This window comes from Acidithrix ferrooxidans (genome assembly GCF_000949295.1).
In the GTDB taxonomy this organism is placed as follows: Bacteria; Actinomycetota; Acidimicrobiia; order Acidimicrobiales; family Acidimicrobiaceae; genus Acidithrix; species Acidithrix ferrooxidans.
Genome location: NZ_JXYS01000027.1, coordinates 35,866 through 56,257 on the forward strand (window position 1 = coordinate 35,866; position 20,392 = coordinate 56,257).

Genomic DNA, 20,392 nt, shown 5'->3' on the forward strand with positions numbered 1-20,392 from the left:
TGTCGATTCCCTTATTTAGGAGTCGTTATGATTCGCGGTGGGGCAAAAGATTGCACCTATCTTATGCCTCATCTCTACTGCAAGAGATAGACGTTACTCAAGTACGAATTCGTTACGTTCGTTTGTCTTAGCCACTGCTAGATTGAGGGGCCTCGTTGGGAGCCGAGGTCCCTTTATCAGTGAACTTCAATATTTGAGCTCCATCTTTCGCTTAATTGATTTAACCCGTGAAGTCCATTTTCCATGAGACCATAGCTGAAGATTACCCAAGGTAGCTTTTTACGATTTTCAAAGTTTGTGACCTGTTCTGTCTGGTCATGCCTTTGTTTTGATTGTTTCTTGGGTGACCACTTGGCTGAGCTGGTTTTCCTTATAGGGACGAATTAAAATGAAAACGACTAGATACTTCGTTCTCCCTAAGTTACATTCATTCTCCTAGACCATAGAAAACCATGGGAAGAAGGAGCACTAAAACCATCTTGTTCCCTGGGCTGGTTCACTGAGCCGTTGTGGTAGAAGAGAAAATCCACTTTTTCCTTATGAAAGCGCAAAAACCTACGGAGATTTCGCAATTCTGCGAGATCTCCTAGTTATTGTATTCGGACTATGTGCTAGGGAACTTTAGAGGTATTACAAGAGATGTAGTGAATTTATTTTATCTAATCTGAAAGCATCTTTAGGACTCTCTCTTTGATGCGCTCGGGGGTTATTAGTGAGGCTCCCTCAAGAGAATGTGCGAATGGGGCGATTGGAAAGTGGTCTGGTGCGAGGCGCTCAACTGGCCCATCAAGGTCCAAGAAGGCACCCTCCATAATGGTCGCGACTACTTCTGCGCCGACTCCGAATTCTCTATTATCCTCGTGGACTATCAGCACTTTGGCACATCGTTTGGCCGAATCGATGATTGTGGCTCGATCCAGTGGTGAGATAGTCAATAGATCTACGACTTCAATGGATGCCATGCCAGAAAGTTCTTCAGCCACCGCAAGGCAATAGTGGCGCATCAATCCATAGGCAATGATCGATAGATCTCTCCCTTTGCGCACGATCTCCGCTCTTCCGATTGGGAACCTATGGCCGCTCGCCGCCTCGGCCCCTTTGATCATGCGATAGGCCTTTTTGTGTTCCAGGAAAAGCACAGGGTCTGGATCCTCTAGCGCTGAGCGAAGCAGACCGGCCGCATTTTCGGGTGTTGAGGCGACTACTACCTTGATTCCAGGTATGTGAGCATAGAAGGCTTCTATCGATTGAGAATGGTAGAGGCCTCCGTGTACTCCTGCTCCGAACGGGGCTCTAATAACCATAGGAACGTTGTAGGAACCATTGGATCGATAGCAAATTCGAGCTGCCTCAGAGAGGATTTGGTCAAAAGCGGAGTGGATGAAGTCGCCAAATTGGATCTCAACGATGGGTTTTTTTCCATATACGGCAAGGCCGATTCCAAAGCCAACGAGGCCAGATTCTGCTATTGGGGTATCAATGACGCGGTCTTGTCCGAACTTTGTTATCAGTCCTTCAGTCGCTTTGAAGACTCCGCCCCGAGTTCCAACATCTTCCCCCATAATTATCGCTTCGTCGAATTCCTCCAAGAGCTCTCCAAGGGTGTTTCTAATTGACTCTATATAGTTGACGGTTTTGGCACTGGGATCGGCAATGACTTGGTTAGGTGATGCCGGTTGATCAAAGCGAATGGGCTTAGCAAAGACATGATCGGAAATGGTAGAGGGATCCGGGTCGTTCGATGACTCTGCCGCGGCTAGTGCTAGTTCTATTGCCTCTCTTGTTGCTTCCACCATCTCTTTTTCTAGAGATTCTGTCATGAGACCATGGTTATATAGATAGTTGCCAAAACTAATGAGGGGATCATTTGCCTTGGCGTCTGCGACCTCTTGGCTAGAGCGATAAGTGCGATCGTCGTCGTCAGAGGCATGACTGAGAAACCTATAGGTCTTGGCTTCTATGAGGCTAGGTCCATTGCCACTTGCGGCACGAATGCGAGCCTTTCTGACTGCGTCGTAGACGGCGATAGGATCGTTTCCATCGACTATCTCAGAGAAGATGTTATATCCAATTCCTCTTGTGGCAATATCTGCGACCGCACTTTCGGACTCTAAGGGAACCGAAATTGCATATCCATTGTTTTCGCAGATAAATACGATTGGAAGCTTATGGATAGATGCAAAGTTGAGTGATTCATGGAAGTCTCCTTTGGACGCGCCGCCGTCGCCAAAGGTTGTAAAGACGACACTGTCGCCATGGTCGATCTGGATTCCTAGGGCGATTCCGGTGGCATGAGGAAGTTGAGTTGCGACCGGAGATGATCCCGTGACTATGTTACGTTCCTTCACGCTCCAGTGGTTGGGCATTTGACGTCCGCCAGACATCTGGTCGGGAGCTTTTGCTAGGAGCGAGAGCAAAATGTCTTTGTCTCTGACGCCAAGACCCAGAAGAAGGCCAAGGTCGCGATAGTACGGCAAGATCCAATCAATACCCACTTCAATTGCGGCGGCTATGCCGACGTGGGTCGCTTCGTGCCCCTGGGATGAGATTGCAAATGGAGCTCTACCTGAACGATTGAGGTTCCACATCTTTTGATCGAGCAGTCTTGCCTCTAGCATGGTTTGATACATTGCAACGATATCGTTGTCGCTTAGTCCGACGAGATGGTGAGGCTTTTTAGCGGAGATATCTGTGATAGGGCCATTGTCGCGCCCAGATTCCACTTCGGGTGATGATTGCGTTTCTCTGGCAAAGTGATTACCGATCTCGCTCCTAGAAGTCGCTTGTGACTCGAAGAGACCACTATCTACATTAGAGCTCGCATCCTCGTTGTTCGTATCGCCTTCATCGCGATCGTCTTGTTTTTCTGTCATTGGATCGTTGAAGTTGTAAATTCCAGATTTTTTTGGCACTTCATCCAATTGGTGCTCTTGCGCTGGAGTAGTAACTTCCGGTGGAGCGAGGTCGTTGGGGTTTTTTGACTTACTTTGATTGACTGGGAGGGCTGACCCCACCTTTTCTGGAGCGGCTGCATTCTTGGATCTGCGAGAAGGTTTTTTACCTTTGTTTTGCGCTTGAGCCTCTGTTTGTGCGTTGAATTCGGTTGTCTCTTCAATGATGGACGACCGCAGTTGTGCTGCAATGATAGCGGCCTGAGACTTGACCTTTGGAGTCTGGGAATTATTCTTCTTGAAGAGGGCCACTTTATAACCTCGTGTAATTATTAGCTAGCTACGTGTTGTCTTCGCTAGTGATAATATAGGTCAAAATCCCCTTCTAGGCGCATTGTAGCTGCAATTGCTTGGTGTCCTAAGGCAAATAGAATCATAAATTACTCAGTCAAGATTGTGATTCGGCTAATGTAGGAAGCTATGACTATACCAAATGTCTCACATTCTGTAACAATTAGAGCTGAACTCAATCATCGACCCGGCGTATTGGGTCGGCTTACGACTGCGATCGGCGAGGCCGGTGGCAATATCTTGGGCCTTGATCTCATTGAGGCTAACTCTGACACAATCGTGCGTGACATCACGATCCTTGCTAGCGATCCCGATCACGCTCAAGCGATTCGCTTGGTAGTCGAAGCTGTAGAAGGAGTGCACGTTCAAAGTGTTATGGATCGAACTTTTAGGATGCACCAAAAGGGCAAGATTGAAGTTGTAGGCAAGAGTCCTATTAAAAATCGTGATGATCTTTCTATGGCTTACACACCCGGAGTTGCTCGGGTCTGCTTGGAAATTGCCAGAAAGCCTGTTGAAGTCCATAACTACACGATCAAAGCGAATTGCGTGGCTGTGGTTACCGACGGTACGGCGGTGCTCGGCCTCGGCAACATCGGCCCATATGCAGCTATGCCAGTGATGGAAGGAAAAGCGCAGCTCTTTAAGGAGTTCGGGGGAATCGACGCCTTTCCTATCTGTTTGAACGTCGCTACCTCTGAAGCTTTAATTGAAGCGGTCGAGATGTTGGAGCCAACTTTTGGGGGAATCAATTTAGAGGATATTGCAGCTCCTCGCTGTTTTGAAGTCGAGGAGGAGCTGAAGCGACGTTTAGATATCCCGGTTTTTCATGATGATCAACATGGAACTGCCGTTGTAGTTCTAGCAGCACTTCGAAATGCGGTAATTGTTGTTGACAAAAAGATCACCGAGATCTCAGTCGTCATTGCGGGAGCTGGAGCTGCTGGGGTGGCAATTGCTAAAATCCTGAAGAATGCAGGCGTTCCAGAGATCATCGTCGTAGACCGCCACGGAGCGATCTTTGATGGCCGTCAAGGCCTTGGCGGGGCCAAGGATTGGCTGGGAGAAAATACCAATCAAAACAAACGTCACGGCTCTCTCTCGGATGTGATTGCGGGGATAGATGTATTCATTGGTGTCTCGGGACCAAAGCTCCTAGAGCGTAGCGACGTTCAGAAGATGGGGAGTCGCCCGATTGTCTTTGGACTTGCGAATCCAGATCCAGAGGTTCTCCCTGAGGAGATTGAGGGGGTAGCTGCGGTCATAGCCACGGGTCGAAGCGACTATCCAAACCAGATAAATAACGTCCTTTGTTTTCCTGGAATCTTCAGAGGCGCCCTCGATGCAGGAGCGATGGCTATTACCGAGTCGATGAAGTTAGCGGCAGCCAACGCTATTGCTTCTAGCGTTGGAGATGGTGAACTGTCGCCGTCGTATATAATTCCTTCCGTCTTCAATAAATCCATTGCCCCTCGCGTTGCACAGGCCGTTGCCGAAGCCGCTCGACTAGATGGCGTGATCCGGTTGGATCGCATCTAGATGCTACCTATTGGCCACGTGTAGTTACTAGCTGTGTAGTTACTAGCTGTGTAGTTACTAGCTGTGTAGTTACTAGCTGTGTAGTTACTAGCTGTGTAGTTACTAGCTGTTGATAGGAATTTACCAAGTGCCTCCTTCGAAGGTTTAACTTCGATGGGGCTCTTGATTATTTAATCTCTTGGTGAATAATAATAAGCGCAATATCAAGGATCGTCGATTGCATCGAAGGGCCCCGGCGACTTCGAGCCATTATTGGACCTTAATTGTTTCGATTCAAGGAGGTGTGATGGCTAGATTTTCGAGGGGAAATCGATTGATCTACAGGGCTGGGGCTTACAGGGCTGGAGCTTACAGGGCTGGGGCTTACAGGGCTGGGGCTTACAGGGCTGGGGCTTACAGGGGTCGTTTGATCAGAAGGTGGAAATAGAAGGAGATCCAAGGTTTTGGCTTTTATGATTTTGCTTTGACGAGCCCAAAAGTTAGGCATTCGGGCTGATCAAATTGGTGGTCGGGACCGGTTTCGATCCGGTGACCCCACGCTTTTCAGGCGTGTGCTCTACCAACTGAGCTACCCGACCAAGGCGGTTAGAACCACCAGCGGACCTGACGGGATTTGAACCCGCGACCTCCGGCTTGACAGGCCGGCGTGCACTCCAAGCTGCACCACAGGTCCTAACTTACGTTACCAACTTCCTTGCGAAGCAGGAAACTATATCTTAGCGCAATAGTTTCCTAACCTTGCAACAAATTGTAAATAACGCACCCCCAACGGGATTCGAACCCGTGTTACCGCCGTGAAAGGGCGACGTCCTAGGCCGCTAGACGATGGGGGCATTAGGTACAGCAAGACAGTCTAGTGCGACTTCTAACAAGAGATAGCCTATGTTTTGGTCAAATAATAATTGCTTTCACTCTTTAAGTTCCCATGCCTGACCATTTGACGTATCTGTAACGGTGACTCCTATAGAGGCCAAGCGATCTCGAATTAGATCGGAATCGCTCCATCGCTTTTGTTCTCGGGAGGTTTGTCTAACTTCTACGAGGGCTTCGATCGCACCCCGAAGGTGATCTAACTTGGTAAGGAATCCGTTCTCTAGGATCGGAGCTAGTCGCGATATCATAGAGCGCATCGATGTTCTGGCTTTGTCTATTTCGTCTGATTCAAGGGTGTCAAATACCCATTCGAAGATCTCTTTGTCTAGTTCGAGAATCTCGTTCAAGCATTCTTTCGCATTGCGCATCTTTAGTGCTACACTAAATCTCTCCTCATGTCTTGCGAGGGAGTCAATAAGCAAAGAAGTAGTCCCATTGGGCTGTTGTGCCTCGAAGAAGGCCTCAGGTTTTATAGGTTCACTCTCTTCAAAGGCGGGAGTCTTGTTCGCTATTTCACGTATGTAACTTGAAAATTCATCGAATCTCATCTTGTCTCCGGCGCGGAGAATCTTTGTCGATCCATGGCGCATTATCGTGACCGTGGCAAGGCCAACGATTTCAACTTGATTTTGATCTAGGTCGATTACGATTCCGGTATGTTCGTCGATTCCGACGATTGCGGTGGTCGCGTTCATTTGGCTCTCTAAGATCCGCAGGCGCGAAGCACCCATGTAGCAGTAGCGGGTGTCGTGGTTGTTTCCCTCGGCATTGTTGAAGTGTGGAATCACAAGAACGTCTAGACCAAGTGCCCAAAGGACGTTCAATCCATCCCTTAGATTTGGCGCCTCGCCAACCTTGTAGATCTCATAGACCGGAATTGTATATCTACCTAGCGTAAGCACCGCTGCCGATGAAAATGTGACGACTCCACCGTTGATTGTTTTGTCCTCTAGAATCGAGGCGATTGGGGTTTTAGCCCATTGGGACAGGGCATAGGTGGGGCTTCCGGGCCCCGCAAAGATGTAGTTTGCATCTCTTAGTGTGTTTGCAAAATTTTCCAATTCAAGGACGGAGGCCTCCGTCGCCGAACGCATCGAGGCGAGTGTCACCTTGGCGCCTATCGAGCTACGGAAGTAATCGATTGCTTTGGCCGAGATATCTGGAGCGTTTTCTTGGAAGCCAAAAGGTGTATCGAGCATCACTGCCTTGTAGTTTTTAGGCAATGCGCTAAATGCCTCGCGGTGGGTCTTTACCATTGTCGGTGATGTTTCACCAGATCCGAGAAGAATCAATATCCGACGATTCAATTTATAACTCCAGTCTTTCTCTTTGAATTCAAATGTGGCTCTGTCGAGTTAGGCCCAAAAGACCCATTGCATAGTTAGCTACCACCTGGGGCATCTGAGCATGGATATCATGGTCTGCTCCCTCAATAGTCTCGATTTGAATATCTTTGAGGTGACTTAGAGTCTCTTGAGCCCTCTGGAGATCTTGTTCGCCCTTAGTCTTTGCGGGCTGAGCCATTAAAAAGAGCGCTGGCACCGATAACTTCGCAATCTCTTTCATTGGTTCGTAGTCAAATAACTCGCGCAGAATTGTCATGTGATTTTGGCGACTCAAGCGTGCCCTTACCCTTTGATCGTGGTCGATCTCTAGATTCGCCATGGTTGCTTCGATGGCTTGGTCGCTCCAACCAGGGTGAGATTTCCTAATCATGAAAGAGAGTTGGCTAGGCGATAAATGGCTTAACTCCGGTGGTGAAAGGAGGCTGGAAGCCTCTTGGTAGGTTGGGAAGTTCCACTTCATATCGATTAATCCGCCATCGATTGCCATTATGGCATCGACATATTCGGGGTGGCGATTTGCAAAGTTTACAACTACGGAACCGCCCCAGGATTGACCCACCCAGACCGGGCTGGTATGTGTATCGCCGCTGTAAAAGTGACTGTATAGGTCGAATAAGTCTTGGGTTGTCTGGTCGGTGCTATATCCATAGTTTGGCTTGGAGGACATTCCATGGCCTCGTTGATCGATCGCGATAGAGGAGTACCCCTTGGCCTCTAGGCATTCACCCACACCGTCGTATAAGCGAGCGTTGGAGGCCAAACCGTGGATTAAGACGAAGTCCCACGGAGGATCTCCTCTGGTGATGATCGCCATGGTGAGATCGTCGTTTATTTTGATATTTTCAGCCTTCACAAATCTCTTTAACCCTCTGGTTTGGCTTGTAATTCCGAAGGCTTGAATTTACCGTTTATATATAGGATTCTCCAAGAGATGTAGTATTGCCAGAAGTGGTACTTTATTTTATTGTTCCGTCTTAATAGTCACCCTCAAGGTGCACAAGATGGATTTGACCAGAGATATAGGTTAAAGACAAGAGTTAGCTATGAAGATAAGCAATAACCCGAGAACACGAGGGAAATTGTGTTGGTGAATTTTGATCCGTGCTGTTTCAACCGCGCAATATCAACCGCGCCATTTAAACATTAAAGGCACATATTTTTCTTGCATAATCCGCCATAAATGCTTGGTTTTTAATTGATATATTTTTTGAAAACTAGTATTATTTGTCTCAAAGGTTTTTAAATTTTCGATATGGCAACTTTGATCGATAATCCAGACAATTTCTTTTGGCGATCTTTATTTCATGTCCACAAAGGGACCATTTCAACGGATAGATCATTGATCTGGCTTCTTCTGATCTGAAAGCTTCTTTTTAGCCGAGCCTTTTTGTCGGAGCTGCCCCATGAACTCGATGACTCTCATCTATTATCCGCCTATGTTGTGCGATTACATCTAATATATTACGGAGAATTTCCGAGATGATAACTGAAACTAACGTCTCTATGTAGATATAGAGCAATCAATTTGATTGAAAACTGCTATGGTATCGATCCTGCGTTACACCAATAATGTGAAGACATATATATCTATGTCTCGTTTTTAGTGGTGTTGCGATATGGTCGTATGAAATTGGATAGATTTGCAGTGAGTCAGTCAAATCTATCAAGTATATAATTTGTTGATCAACTTCTTCATTGAATGGGATATTGTCTGGGACAAGCTTGCAAAGATGCTAAATACTTGCTTTAGCGATTGAAAGAATTTGATCGATTACCTCTTGAACCTGTATCGATTCACTCAAAGTGCGAGAAAATTTGGTTCCATTGAGGAGGGCAGAGTTGAAGTTTTCGATCATAGCTCCATAGAGACTCCCGGGTGTTGTTTTTATGGTCTGTAGCTCGCCGGAAGCTTTTTCTTCGATATGGATCTCAACATCTTCAAGCGCTGGGGAAAATGGATTATCGATCCATAATGATCCATCAGTTCCAGTGAATCGTTGGGTGAGGTTCTCCTTGGCGATAAAGGATGCATGGATAGTCGCGCTTACGTCCTGGGTGTATATAAGTTGAGCCACTATGTCTGCGTCTACGTCACCTTTCATAGCCACACTCTTGACCTCGATCGCCGACGGAAGCCCCAATTGGTGAACGATTGGGTCAATTAAATAGATTCCTACATCGCGAAGGGCGCCTCCGCCAAGGTGATCTATCCATCTGTAGTTGTTGGGATTGGAAAGTGTAAAGGCAAAGGTAGCTTGGTAATCTTTTAGCTCTCCTATACGGGCCGATTTGAGCAGGCGACGAACCTCTATCTCTCGGTTATGGTGGGGGGTCATATACGCCTCTGCGACCAACACCTCTCTTGACTGAGAGACAAGAGAGATCTCTTGGATCTCAGCTACGTTCATGCAAAGGGGCTTTTCACAGAGAACAGCGACGCCATGGTTGACGGCTTCGATTATCCATTTGTGGTGCAATGAATTAGGCAATGCAATATATAGAGCGTCGAGTTCGCCATCGCTGATTAGCGATTGGTAGTCAGTAAATCTTGGCACTCCTAATTCATCGAGTGGAAGTGGTGATCTAGCAGAAGCTGATGCATAGCCACCTAACTGCGAGGTGGAGCTTTCTAGAATCGCTGGAATTATCTCTTCGTTGGCAATGGAAGATGCGCCACCTAAAATTCCCCATTTGATTTTTCTTGCCACCTTTTCCCCTTTTCTAGGTAGATCTCCGCCTGTCGTCTAAAGTTTGTCTTCCCGGAATGGCCCGAAAAGGGCTTTGAGATATGGGTATGTTAGTTGAGTTGTCCTATTGCTGAGGGCAACTCAACTCTAACTCTTTATATTTGGACGTAATGCTCTTTCGAGTTGGATAGCCTCTGTGTGGCCTCAAGGATCTCAATTACCCCTCGGACACTAGATGGCACGATAGCCAACGGCTCTGAATTGACCAGGTGGGCAGCTAAGTTTCGATGAAATTCAAATGGCTCTACCTCTGTGGGGCTAACTCTATATGAACGGGTTTGATTGTCTATCGCGTACTGTACGACTTCGAAGTCCACAGGCGCTTCCGCATGGTGAAATCTTTCACTTCGATAGCCGAATGGAAAGTCAACAACGTCGTTTGCGAGTGGTCGGTACCAACCCTGGATGGTGCCTTTCGTGCCTTGAACATAGAACTTCGGTTTACGGATGGCTGCGACGTCGCTTTGTATGAATTTGGCTTCTTTTCCATCTTGAAATGCCATTGAAATCGTAATCTGGTCGGCGTTTGTCACGTCGTGCCAGACCCTTTTATGGGAGTTGACAAAGAGGTGTGATGGAGTTGTCCCATAGAATTGAAGAATCCAATCGATGTGATGTGATCCCCAATCATAGGCGGCGCCTCCAGAGATCTCCTGATCTGAATGCCAGGCGCGACATGGATGTTCAAAACTGCCAACAAAGGTTTCTATATTGAAGACCTCGCCAATCGTTCCCGATTCGATGAGCTCTTTGAGGGCTAAGTAGTCGGCGTCGAATCTTCGATTTTGATGGATGGTCAGCACTACGTTATTTAGCCTTGCTAGCTCAATCAACTCATCGACTTCGGAGACCTTGAGGCACATTGGCTTTTCAACTACGACATGTTTTTTAGCCTTTAGCGCTTGACTGGCTAGTTCGAAATGGGTAATTGGTGGAGTTGCGATTATGACGATATCTACCTCATCGTCTTCGATCAGTTCTTTGGCGCTCTCATAGGTTTGAATCTTTGGAAATTGTTCTTTTGCGGAATTACGTCTTTGTTGATTGGGCTCAGCGATTGCTACGAACTTTAGATGTGGGGTGGCATTGCATGCGCTGCCATGGTAGTGTCCCATGCCGCCGTAAGGTCCATATCCAGCCACACCGACGCCGAATGGCCCTACGTTGGAGGTGTTGTCTTTGAAGATGAGCTCTTTGAAGGCCCGTGAAAGTTGTCTCTGCACCTTTTGATCAAGGTCGATATCAACTCCAAAGGTAAAAATGTTACCTCGACCAATTAGGGCTGGTCGATCTCGATATCCAACTGAGATACTGGCTAGTGTAGTTGTATCAGTCTTTGGCATTATCTCATGGAATTTGCCGTAAATTGCCACTTCAATTGGCTGGTTTTGTGCATTTATGGATTTTAGATACCATTCTGCATGCGCTATCGGAATTGTACCTTCGGCTCCAAGTAGATCACAGAGCGATGGGGTCTCTAAATCCCCGGATCCAACAACCACCAAAAAATGGGTGGTATCACTGGCCATTTTTTCCAAGAGGAGCAATTCCTCGGGAGCCAATTCTTGTGAATCGTTAATTACTACCAGATCAAAGTTGTCGCCACTGCACTTGCCGAGCGAATCGACCACTACGAGACAGGCGGAGCCACAAAAGATCTCTGACCAATACTTTCTTGCTTTCTCGCCTTCTTTCTTGGCGTGGATTGCAATTTTGGACTCTGTTATCTTGGGAAGAGAGCTCAAGATTGGTTCCTTTCATTTCGAAATAGTTTTTTTGCCTTTATTGAAATAGTTCTATTCAACTACCAGGAATAGTTCTCAGTTTGGGACCCGTTGCTGGGCTGTTAGATCGTCGAAGTATCGGGCATTTCTGTTTTTGTATTATTATGCCCTAGGGCCGGAAGATTGATCCTTTATTTTCGATCTAGTTCTGCAAATTCTCGAGGTTATTCATAGTCACTCTTCTTTGGAAGGGTCGATACCATCTCATCTTCCTGAAATTGTTTCGCGTAGCTTATCTTTGTCGCCTTTAGGTCTACATTGCTCAAGTTATAGTCTGTTAGATAACGAAATTAAGTAGGTATTGCTTCCTTGTATCTGGCGCTTTGGGTGAGACGCCTGTTGTCATGGGGCTAAATTAAAGTTGAAACACCTTGAATGACTATCTGGCGACTTTCTAATCGTCGCTAAATTGACTACCCAGAAAATCTAATATTGAGCCTTGGAGCCATGCGAGGTAGTCGTAAATGACAAAATTATGATAGGTCGGATCACTCGGATCAGGTGGCTCCATGCCTTCATAGACGTCAAGAGTTGTACCGAGTAGAAGGCGAATATCGTTAATTGCCCCAACCCAAATCGCTAGGTCTGCAAAGTTCAGTTGCTTATTGTGAAGGCTAGATGTGAAGCCTTCGAGCATAACTTTGTGTTTTTCAACTAGTGAATCTCCGGTGGTCTTTTCGAATTTTGACTGTGCTACGGCATCGAAAGGATAGGTGGGGGGAAACATACGTGCCACATATGGTGAGTTCATCTCAATCGCTTCTTCCACTAGCGAAGGAAGGAGAGATAAAAGCTCAATCTCTTCTTCGCGAAGCTGGTTTTCAAAAAGCTCGGGTCCGATTCGTCGGATAGGTCCGCTGGGAATTGTCATGATAGCTGTTTCAACACTATTTATGCCGGTTCTCTTTCCAAAGTTGCCCAAAGTCCAAATTGGTGCAAACTATGGGCGTCAGCTTCAGCTTTTTCCCTTTTGCCGCTAGATACGATCGAACGGCCATGGTTGTGGACTTCCATCGTCAATTCAGTAGCTTTTTCGAGTGAATAGCCAAATGTTGATCGTAATACAAAGATTACGTAGGAGATTAAATTTATAGGGTCATTCCAAAGGACGACTCTCCAGGAGCTATCGAGAGCATTCAAACTAGAAGTGTCGATTTTCTCCTCAGTAATTGTTAGTGTAGCCATCAAAACTTCCATTCGATTGCATCGCTATAGTCTCTTCTGTCTCTTTTATATTTCAGGAGATCTTGGGAACGCGATCCCATTTATATCTTTGTAATCTATTACGATCCGAAGCTGCTTAGGGTATCTGAGGTTATTTCAGAGGGTTCGTCGTCACTTGGTCCCTTGTCCATCTCGCCCCTATCGAATAGCGTTAGGTTGAACCATAAGACAGCAATCCAAAGGATAGCTGCTCCGGCGATGTGAAACTCAACTAGGAGGGCAGGAAGATTACTAAAGTACTGCGTATATCCAATTGCTCCTTGGATTGCCATTAGCCAAAGCAACGCTCTTCCTCGTTTGAGGACGTTTTCGGGGGCATTGGATTGGTGCAGGAGAAACAACATGGCGAGGGTTAAGCCGATTAGAAAGAGCACACCGTCAGCGTGGAGTTGAGCAACGTCGCGTAGCGGAAATGGCAGTCGCTTAGCTAGAGGGCTACCTGAATGCGGCCCTGAACCTGTGACGGCTGTTCCAATTACCAAAACAAAGGTAAGAGCACCCAGGATGATTCTTCCAAGCCACATTACCTCTTTGGTCACAACTCTGGTTGGCTTATCTTGCGATCCGCTAGCCCTATAGTAGAGAATTATCGCGTCGAGCACACAGACGAGAGAGAGCAAGAAGTGGGCCATTACAAAGGGGGGTGCGAGCTTTTCTAGAACGGTTATCCCTCCCAGGACAACCTGAGCCAAAAGGCCGCCGACCATTCCCATTGATAGCCATGCAAGGTCGCGACGAAATGGCTTTCTGAAGAAGGCTGCTGCTGTAGCTATCATCACCGCTACTGTCAGAAATATCGTCACGATCCTATTGGTAAATTCGACCATTGGGTGAAATGAAAATTGAGCCACTAGCTGGTTACCTTGACAATTGGGCCAAGTCGGACACCCTAATCCAGACTGAGTCAACCGGACTGCTCCACCTGAGACAATTATCAGAGAGAGGCCGATTAGGGCGAAAAAGGACAGTTTTTTATAAAGTTCCGGAGAAACTTTCCACTCAGTTAGCCATTTTTTCAACACACCTTAAAGGCTAAACCATTTTTGGCCCTTTGGTACATCGTCTCCCCAAACCTCAACAAGGTTCCCGTGGTGGATCGACTTTAGATAGATCGTCATTTACTAGAAAGGGCCGCATGTGAGTGACGCCGGCACCGCCAAAGTTATTTTTGACCTACTTGTTTGCCCAGTGATCGTTAGGTAGTCTTTGTTTGTCTTTTGAGACTTTGGTTGCAGTTGGTTTTATTGATCTTTAATTTACTGGAATGTACTGGATCTGCTGGCCCGCTCTATTGGTCCGTGTGGCGTTGGTCTAACTCGACTGCCCCCAAAAAAGCATAGGCCTTTGATCTCTTTGGGGGTTTTGTGAGTTTTTGGGTGATTGCGTTAAACAAAATAAGTAGCCGTGGTTTATTCGTATTTGAAGAGTTTAATTGCTAAGGCAGGAGCACCAATTGCCCAAATGGCTAGAGTTATCCAGGCACCGAGGGTCCCGCTCACCCCGTTTGTTGTGGTGGAAAAGAGAAGGTGCGCGCTTGCATATGCGGGGAGTATTTTAGCTAGGTCGGCAAGTGGAGATGGAAGCAAGGTAACTGGAATAATCATTCCACCAAAAAACAATAGGAATAGGAATGTGCCATTTGCTGCTCCTAATACGCCTTCAGAACTCAATCGGCCTGCCATGATTAATCCAATTCCAGCAAACGTAGCGCTGCTCAATATTACCGCGATTACAAATTCTGCGATGTTCATGGAGGGGCTCCAAGAAAGGCCGATGCCCAACGCCAAGATTAGAACGATTTGAATTGCCTCGATTACCCCTACTGCAGTAATCTTCGCGCCAAGGAGACTGCTGCGCGAAAGCGGGGTTGTTCCTAAGCGCTTTAGAACCCCGTAGCTGCGCTCAACACCGGTCGCGATCCCCAGAGAGACCATGCCGGTTGCCATGATTGCTATTGCTATCGTGCCGGGGACCAAAAAGTTGATTCGGCTTGAGCCCATATAAGAGATCTTGAGGATCTTCGCGAATGCAATTAGGGCAAGTAGTGGTATGAAAAAAGTTACAAGCAACGATTCATATTGTGTTAGAGCTAGTTTTATCTCTGCTCTTGCCTGAGACTTATAGGGATGCCCTGTCAATTGTTATCTCTCCTAAATACTTTGTATTGGTTGTTTATGATTTTTTATTTCTGGGCTCGTAGGATCGAATTGGCTTCTAGCTAAGGACAGCCCCTTGTCTGGCCCATCGATCATTGGATAATCGATCATTGGATAATCGATCATTGGATAATCGATCATTGGATAATCGATCACTGGATAATCGATCATTGGATAATCGATCATTGGATAATCGATCACTGGATAATCGATCATTTGTCCATGGGTTAGAACCTGGTCGATTTGTCTTGATCTTTCGCGCTAGATGCACCAGATAAAGATTAGATCGCGCCAGATTACATTACCTAGGATCGCCTTCGTCTTCTTTTTGATTGGTTAGCGTTATCACTATTGGCTTCGAGGTGGTCGGTTAGCCCGATAAAGACCTCTTCGAGTGAGGACTTTCCAGCATTTAGCTCTTTTATCTCCACATTCAACTGCGAGATTGCCGAGGTTAGTAGTGATATGACCGAAGGGGAAGCCGAGGGATCGACTGAATATGAGAGATCTTCGAGCTCAGTTACCTCCGCGCCTATCTTGGCTGAGATCTCGGCCACATCGATGCTTTTGGAGAGGCGAAAGGTGATCGCACTTTTTCCGTATCTCTCCCGTAACTGCTCGGCGCTTCCTTTTGCAACTACCTCTCCGGTGTCTATGACGACTATCTCATCGCAGATGCGCTCTGCCTCGATCAATTCATGTGTGGTGAGCAATATGGCAGCCCCCTGACTTGCATATGTCGATATCGCTTGTCGAATCAGCCCTTTCCCGCCTGCATCTACCCCAGCTGTTGGCTCATCCAAAAAGAGCACTTTAGGCCTTCCAATTAGGGCCAAAGCGAGGCTGAGTCGTTGGCGCTCGCCACCTGAAAGATGCCTATATGGGGTTTTTTGGGCGCGAGAGAGGTCGGTCAGCCTTATGAGCTCTTCAACTGGGATCGGATCGTCATAATATCCGAAATAGAGTTTTAGAACCTCGAGAGGTGACATTCTTGGGTAGACGCCTCCATTTTGCAGCATCACCCCCACCAAAGGCAATAGTTTTTTGCGATCTTGAATTGGATCTAGACCGAGGATTGTGATTTTACCTTTGGCAATGGGTCGATACCCTTCGATCGCCTCGATAGTGGAGGTCTTGCCAGCTCCATTTCTGCCCAAGACTCCTATAACCTGACCAGCGTTTACTTCGAGGCTTATCCCTCGGACCGCTTCTTTGCTTGCATATGAGACCCAAAGGTCATTAACTTCGATTGTTGACACGTTAATAGAAGCTAGCCTTTACTTTTGATGATCGACATTCGAGCGCTAAGAGAAAATCCCAACGAGACAAAAGAATTGCTCTCGCGACGTGGAATAGATACAGCTGTAGTAGACGAATTGCTAGAGATAGATTTAAGGTTGCGAAGTTCAGTTTCCAAGAGAGACTCCCTTCGCGCTGTGATCAATGACCTCTCTCGAAGCGTCGCAGAGGCTTATAGGCAAAAAGAGACCGCCCTCGCACAAGAGCTGAAAGAAAAGTCAAAAGCACATGGTGAGGCCCTAGAGGAGCTTTCTAAGGAGGTCTCAGAGCTTGAAAACGCTCGACGGGACCTTTGGCTGGTTATCCCAAACGTTCCATCACTTGATACCCCAATTGGCCAAGGCGAGAAAGACAATGTAATCCTTCGATATTGGAGTCCAAAGACGGGCCATTCCACTGTAGAGGTGGACCTTGATTATGAGCCAGCTCAAAAGGTTCCACATTGGGAGATTGGGGCTGCGCTGGGAATTTTGGACCTTGAAAGAGCTGCAAAATTGTCGGGGAGTATGTTTCCAATGTACAAGGGAGCAGGTGCACGCATGTTGCGTGCCTTAACCTCCTTTGCTCTTGATGCTCATAGCGATGCCTTTTTAGAGGTCCGACCCCCGACTTTCGTCAAACGAGAGACCATGGTCTCAACTGGCCATCTACCCAAATTTGCTGAAGATGCTTATCAAATGGAGCGAGACGATCTTTGGGCCATTCCAACGGCTGAGGTCCCACTTACCTCAATGGCACGCGATGAGATACTTCCAAGTGAAGAACTCCCAATTCGAATGACGGCTGCGACCCCATGTTTTCGACGCGAAGCTGGCTCGGCTGGTCGAGATACCCGAGGACTCTTGCGTCTTCATGAATTCGATAAGGTTGAACTTATGGTCTATTCGAACCCAAAGGATAGCCAAGGGGTCTTTATGGATATGTTGCGACGAGCCGAGGGTATCCTGCAATCTCTTGGGTTGACCTATCGAGTCTTAGACCTATGCACAGGTGACATAGGCGCTTCGGCCAAGAGGACCTTCGACTTAGAGGCTTATTCCCCGGGCGTTGGCCGTTGGTTAGAGGTCTCCTCGGTCTCATGGTTCGGTGACTATCAAGCTCGTAGGGCAAATATACGCTTTAGGGATGCTTCGACCAACGAGGTTTCCTATGTCGATACCTTGAATGGGTCGGCTCTAGCGTGGGCCAGAGTCTTTGCGGTGCTGATAGAGACTTATAGAAATCAGGACGAGAGTGTTACAATACCGCTCGTTTTGGTGCCATACATGGGCGGAATTCAAAACATTGTCCCAAAATAGCCCTTTCAGTTTGAGCTAAGCGCGAATTCGCGATAGTTTTTATGACGTGAATATGGCACAGATAATGTTTTCTATTGGTCTAGGAGTGGTAAGCCTCAGCGTTGTTGGCTTTGCTCTCTTTGTAGTATCCACCACTATGTGGGGAGACAAGTGGATTCGGAGGTCCCCAAAATGAGTTCCGGCTCGACTATGTATAAGGGCAAGACGGGTCAATGGGCCTTTGTTTTGCATCGAGTAACTGGCTTTTTGGTCTTGATGTTTATTCTTTTGCATGTAATAGACATCTCAACCATCAACTATCCGAGTATCTACAATTCGATTCATCGACTTTATGGCAACGTGGTTTTACGTACCTTTGAAGTTGGTCTTCTCTTTGGTCTTCTATATCATGCTCTCAATGGGTTGCGCGTTATCATGATTGACTTTTTCCCGGGTGCGATCAAGAATGAGAAAAGAGTATTTGTCGGGATCTTATCTTTATCTCTCTTACTAACAGTTGTTGGGGGCGTTATTATTTTGAGGCCATTCTTTACAGGGAGTGTGGGCTGATATGGTAGTTAGACCGATGAACGACGCATCCCAAGGTTCTAGTTCAACGCCTCGTCGTCGATCAAAGCAGAACTTCGAGACTTGGTCTTGGTTCTTCATGAGAATCTCCGGCCTTGTCCTTTTCTTTTTGGCATTGATTCATTTTTCCCTGACGCACATCTTTACCGATGTCACTCAGACCACCGTCGCATTTGTGGCCAAGCGTTGGTCCAATCCGCTTTGGAGAGTCTTTGACTGGCTCTTGCTGGCACTTGGTCTTCTTCACGGTAATAATGGGCTTCGTTTTATTATGGATGACTACATTCGCACTCCAAGGCGCAGAGCCTTTACAAAGGCGGCCATCTACTCCCTCTCATTTGCACTCTTTGTTCTTGGTACGATCACCATAGTGACCTATAAAGGTACCTTGTAGAGAGAAATTTTTAGCTAATTTTAATCCGGGTGTTTTGAATTTAGATTCGGTGGCTAATCTATTGCGTGACAAATTGCGTAGAAAGCCCCGAATACTTCTTCGGAGGCGGGTAATGATTAGCTAAAAGTGGGAAAAGAATGCGACGTTTATTCGACTTCAACCGTGGCCGTGGCTTGGTAAGCCTGCTAGCTCTCCTAGCTTTTTTAAGTATTGGCCAAGCCACGGGTTCGATCAGTCTTTTAGGCAGTTCATCCTTGTCTGGAAACTCGTCTGGTAACTCGTCTAGTAACTTATCTAGCAACGCTGGGCATTCGACCTTTAACTTCTCAAAGCTTGCCACGGCCAAGGTTTCAACCACGGTTGCAGGTGCAATTCCTACCTACGACCTGGTTGGTGCTAACGGTGGAATCTACACCTTCGGTAATGCAGGCTTCTACGGCTCTACTGGAAATATAACTCTCAATAAACCGATCGTTGGAATGGCTTCTACTCCAGATGGCAAGGGCTATTGGTTGGTTGCTTCAGATGGCGGAATCTTCACCTTTGGTGACGCCACCTACTACGGCTCTACTGGAAATATAACTCTCAATAAGCCGATCGTTGGAATGGCTGCTACCCCAGATGGCAAGGGCTATTGGTTGGTTGCTTCAGATGGCGGAATCTTCACCTTTGGTGACGCCGCCTTCTACGGCTCCACCGGAAATATCGCTCTCAATAAGCCGATCGTTGGAATGGCTTCTACTCCAGATGGCAAGGGCTATTGGTTGGTTGCTTCAGATGGCGGAATCTTCACCTTTGGTGACGCCGCCTTCTACGGCTCCACCGGAAATATCGCTCTCAATAAGCCGATCGTTGGAATGGCTGCTACTCCAGATGGCAAGGGCTATTGGTTGGTTGCCTCAGATGGTGGAATCTTCACCTTTGGTGACGCGGTGTTCTACGGTTCCACTGGAAATATAACTCTCAATAAGCCGATCGTTGGAATGGCTGCAGATCCAACAACAGGAGGCTATTGGTTGGTTGCCTCAGATGGTGGAATCTTCAGTTTTAATGCGCCCTATATTGGCTCTGAAGGCGGAACGTCGCTTAATGCTGCGATCGTTGGGATCTCCTCTACGGGATCTCTCGATCCATATACAACCGGTGCCACGGGCGTTGATCTCTCCGCCTTTCAATGTGTGGGTTCAACTCCTGGTGGACCAAGTGCGTTAGCGTCTGTTCCGACTACCGGTGTTGGTGTAGTTGGTGCTTACTTTGACTCGGACCCCCAAGGATTTGGTGGCACTCTTTCTAATGCCATGACCACCAATCCTTGTTTAGCTTCTGAGGTCTCACTTTTAAAGAATGAAGGTGCGACGGTTTCACTATTCGCTCCGCTTTGGTCGGCCCCTTCTCAAATCGTTGACCCTACGAATACTCTTAGTGGACCGGAAGCCTCTTGTGCTGCAAATGTCGCGAATCCCTCAGCGATAAATTGTCAATCTTACAACTGGGGCTGGAATTTAATGAGTGCTGGTGTTGCTTGGGCGAATTCCCAGGGGGTCAACTCTCCGCTCTGGTGGGTTGATGTCGAGTATGGAACGCCGGGACTTTGGGGGACTAATACTATTGCCAATCAAAATGTAATTGCGGGCGCCTTGGCCTACCTAGCATCGACCGGTCATCAAAGTGGGATCTACTCAACCGCATATCAATTTCACATAATTGCTGGTAGTTATTCACCCGGAGTTCCAACTTGGATTGCTGGAGCCTCTGGCTCTTCCTACTGCACCGATCCAACCAAGCAATTTGGGGGTGGGCCAGTTTGGCTGTTGCAGACGTCCTACGTCAATGCTTCGGGGGTCAATGGCTCGCCGCGTCAGATAGATGGCGATACTGCTTGCTAGAAGAATAGTTTGCTAGTCTTCTGATTTTTAGTTTGAT

15 protein-coding genes and 3 tRNA genes are annotated in these 20,392 nt (G+C 47.2%); 5 read left to right on the forward strand and 13 right to left on the reverse strand.

From position 1 onward, the window contains the following. Positions 1-659: 659 nt before the first annotated feature. On the reverse strand, positions 660-3,203 hold the full coding sequence (locus AXFE_RS05815; RefSeq protein WP_052604960.1) for an alpha-ketoacid dehydrogenase subunit alpha/beta: 2,544 nt from the start codon (positions 3,201-3,203) through the stop codon (positions 660-662). Between the two features lie 168 nt (positions 3,204-3,371). On the opposite strand from AXFE_RS05815, the gene AXFE_RS05820 reads away from it, so the two are divergent. Then, the gene (locus AXFE_RS05820; protein WP_052604961.1) at positions 3,372-4,781 is read left to right on the forward strand and encodes an NAD-dependent malic enzyme; all 1,410 of its coding nucleotides are present in this window, start codon (positions 3,372-3,374) and stop codon (positions 4,779-4,781) included. A gap of 502 nt (positions 4,782-5,283) precedes the next feature. Here AXFE_RS05820 and AXFE_RS05825 read toward each other — a convergent pair. From AXFE_RS05825 to AXFE_RS05885, 12 genes are all read right to left on the reverse strand, one after another. Next, positions 5,284-5,359: transfer RNA gene (locus tag AXFE_RS05825), tRNA-Phe, on the reverse strand. A 20-nt stretch (positions 5,360-5,379) separates the two neighbouring features. Then, positions 5,380-5,454 (reverse strand) — tRNA-Asp (locus AXFE_RS05830). Positions 5,455-5,541: 87 nt separating this feature from the next. Beyond that, positions 5,542-5,614 (reverse strand) — tRNA-Glu (locus AXFE_RS05835). Between the two features lie 75 nt (positions 5,615-5,689). Next, the gene (locus AXFE_RS05840) at positions 5,690-6,961 is read right to left on the reverse strand and encodes a CysS/YqeB C-terminal domain-containing protein (RefSeq protein ID WP_052604962.1); all 1,272 of its coding nucleotides are present in this window, start codon (positions 6,959-6,961) and stop codon (positions 5,690-5,692) included. A 28-nt stretch (positions 6,962-6,989) separates the two neighbouring features. Beyond that, a complete protein-coding gene (locus AXFE_RS05845) occupies positions 6,990-7,853 on the reverse strand; it encodes an alpha/beta fold hydrolase (protein ID WP_052604963.1) in 864 nt (287 codons plus the stop codon). An 880-nt stretch (positions 7,854-8,733) separates the two neighbouring features. Continuing rightward, positions 8,734-9,708, reverse strand: a complete 975-nt coding sequence (locus tag AXFE_RS05850; RefSeq protein ID WP_052604964.1) for a Gfo/Idh/MocA family protein — start codon at positions 9,706-9,708, stop codon at positions 8,734-8,736. Positions 9,709-9,842: 134 nt separating this feature from the next. After that, positions 9,843-11,492 (reverse strand): Gfo/Idh/MocA family protein, encoded by a 1,650-nt coding sequence (locus AXFE_RS05855; RefSeq protein WP_052604965.1) that lies wholly within the window; start codon positions 11,490-11,492, stop codon positions 9,843-9,845. Positions 11,493-11,925: 433 nt separating this feature from the next. After that, positions 11,926-12,402 (reverse strand): DUF2017 family protein, encoded by a 477-nt coding sequence (locus AXFE_RS05860; protein WP_052604966.1) that lies wholly within the window; start codon positions 12,400-12,402, stop codon positions 11,926-11,928. A 20-nt stretch (positions 12,403-12,422) separates the two neighbouring features. Next, a complete protein-coding gene (clpS, locus tag AXFE_RS05865) occupies positions 12,423-12,716 on the reverse strand; it encodes an ATP-dependent Clp protease adapter ClpS (protein ID WP_052605005.1) in 294 nt (97 codons plus the stop codon). Between the two features lie 98 nt (positions 12,717-12,814). Then, the gene (locus tag AXFE_RS05870; protein ID WP_052604967.1) at positions 12,815-13,774 is read right to left on the reverse strand and encodes a COX15/CtaA family protein; all 960 of its coding nucleotides are present in this window, start codon (positions 13,772-13,774) and stop codon (positions 12,815-12,817) included. A 390-nt stretch (positions 13,775-14,164) separates the two neighbouring features. Further along, on the reverse strand, positions 14,165-14,893 hold the full coding sequence (locus AXFE_RS05875) for an ABC transporter permease (protein WP_052604968.1): 729 nt from the start codon (positions 14,891-14,893) through the stop codon (positions 14,165-14,167). A 323-nt stretch (positions 14,894-15,216) separates the two neighbouring features. Continuing rightward, the gene (locus tag AXFE_RS05885; protein ID WP_052604970.1) at positions 15,217-16,170 is read right to left on the reverse strand and encodes an ABC transporter ATP-binding protein; all 954 of its coding nucleotides are present in this window, start codon (positions 16,168-16,170) and stop codon (positions 15,217-15,219) included. Between the two features lie 27 nt (positions 16,171-16,197). Here AXFE_RS05885 and serS point away from each other — a divergent pair, with 27 nt between their 5' ends. The 4 genes from serS (at position 16,198) to AXFE_RS05905 (ending at position 20,355) form a co-directional block, all read left to right on the forward strand. Further along, entirely contained in the window at positions 16,198-17,508 is a 1,311-nt protein-coding gene (gene serS / locus AXFE_RS05890) for a serine--tRNA ligase (protein WP_052604971.1), read from the forward strand. 150 nt (positions 17,509-17,658) lie between these two features. Continuing rightward, positions 17,659-18,057 carry a succinate dehydrogenase, cytochrome b556 subunit gene (gene sdhC, locus AXFE_RS05895; RefSeq protein ID WP_052604972.1) on the forward strand — a complete coding sequence of 133 codons (399 nt, stop codon included), beginning with the start codon at positions 17,659-17,661 and terminating at the stop codon, positions 18,055-18,057. Between the two features lies 1 nt (position 18,058). Further along, the gene (locus tag AXFE_RS05900) at positions 18,059-18,469 is read left to right on the forward strand and encodes a succinate dehydrogenase hydrophobic membrane anchor subunit (protein ID WP_235347644.1); all 411 of its coding nucleotides are present in this window, start codon (positions 18,059-18,061) and stop codon (positions 18,467-18,469) included. A gap of 137 nt (positions 18,470-18,606) precedes the next feature. Continuing rightward, the gene (locus tag AXFE_RS05905) at positions 18,607-20,355 is read left to right on the forward strand and encodes a hypothetical protein (RefSeq protein WP_052604973.1); all 1,749 of its coding nucleotides are present in this window, start codon (positions 18,607-18,609) and stop codon (positions 20,353-20,355) included. The last annotated feature ends 37 nt before the right edge of the window (positions 20,356-20,392 follow it).

Excerpts from the sequence above, each read along its gene's own strand:
- AXFE_RS05820 (WP_052604961.1), top strand. The coding sequence starts at position 3,372 with ATGACTATACCAAATGTCTCACATTCTGTAACAATTAGAGCTGAACTC.
- AXFE_RS05860 (WP_052604966.1), bottom strand. The coding sequence starts at position 12,402 with ATGACAATTCCCAGCGGACCTATCCGACGAATCGGACCCGAGCTTTTT.
- clpS (WP_052605005.1), bottom strand. The coding sequence starts at position 12,716 with ATGGCTACACTAACAATTACTGAGGAGAAAATCGACACTTCTAGTTTG.
- serS (WP_052604971.1), top strand. The coding sequence starts at position 16,198 with ATGATCGACATTCGAGCGCTAAGAGAAAATCCCAACGAGACAAAAGAA.
- AXFE_RS05900 (WP_235347644.1), top strand. The coding sequence starts at position 18,059 with ATGGTAGTTAGACCGATGAACGACGCATCCCAAGGTTCTAGTTCAACG.
- AXFE_RS05905 (WP_052604973.1), top strand. The coding sequence starts at position 18,607 with ATGCGACGTTTATTCGACTTCAACCGTGGCCGTGGCTTGGTAAGCCTG.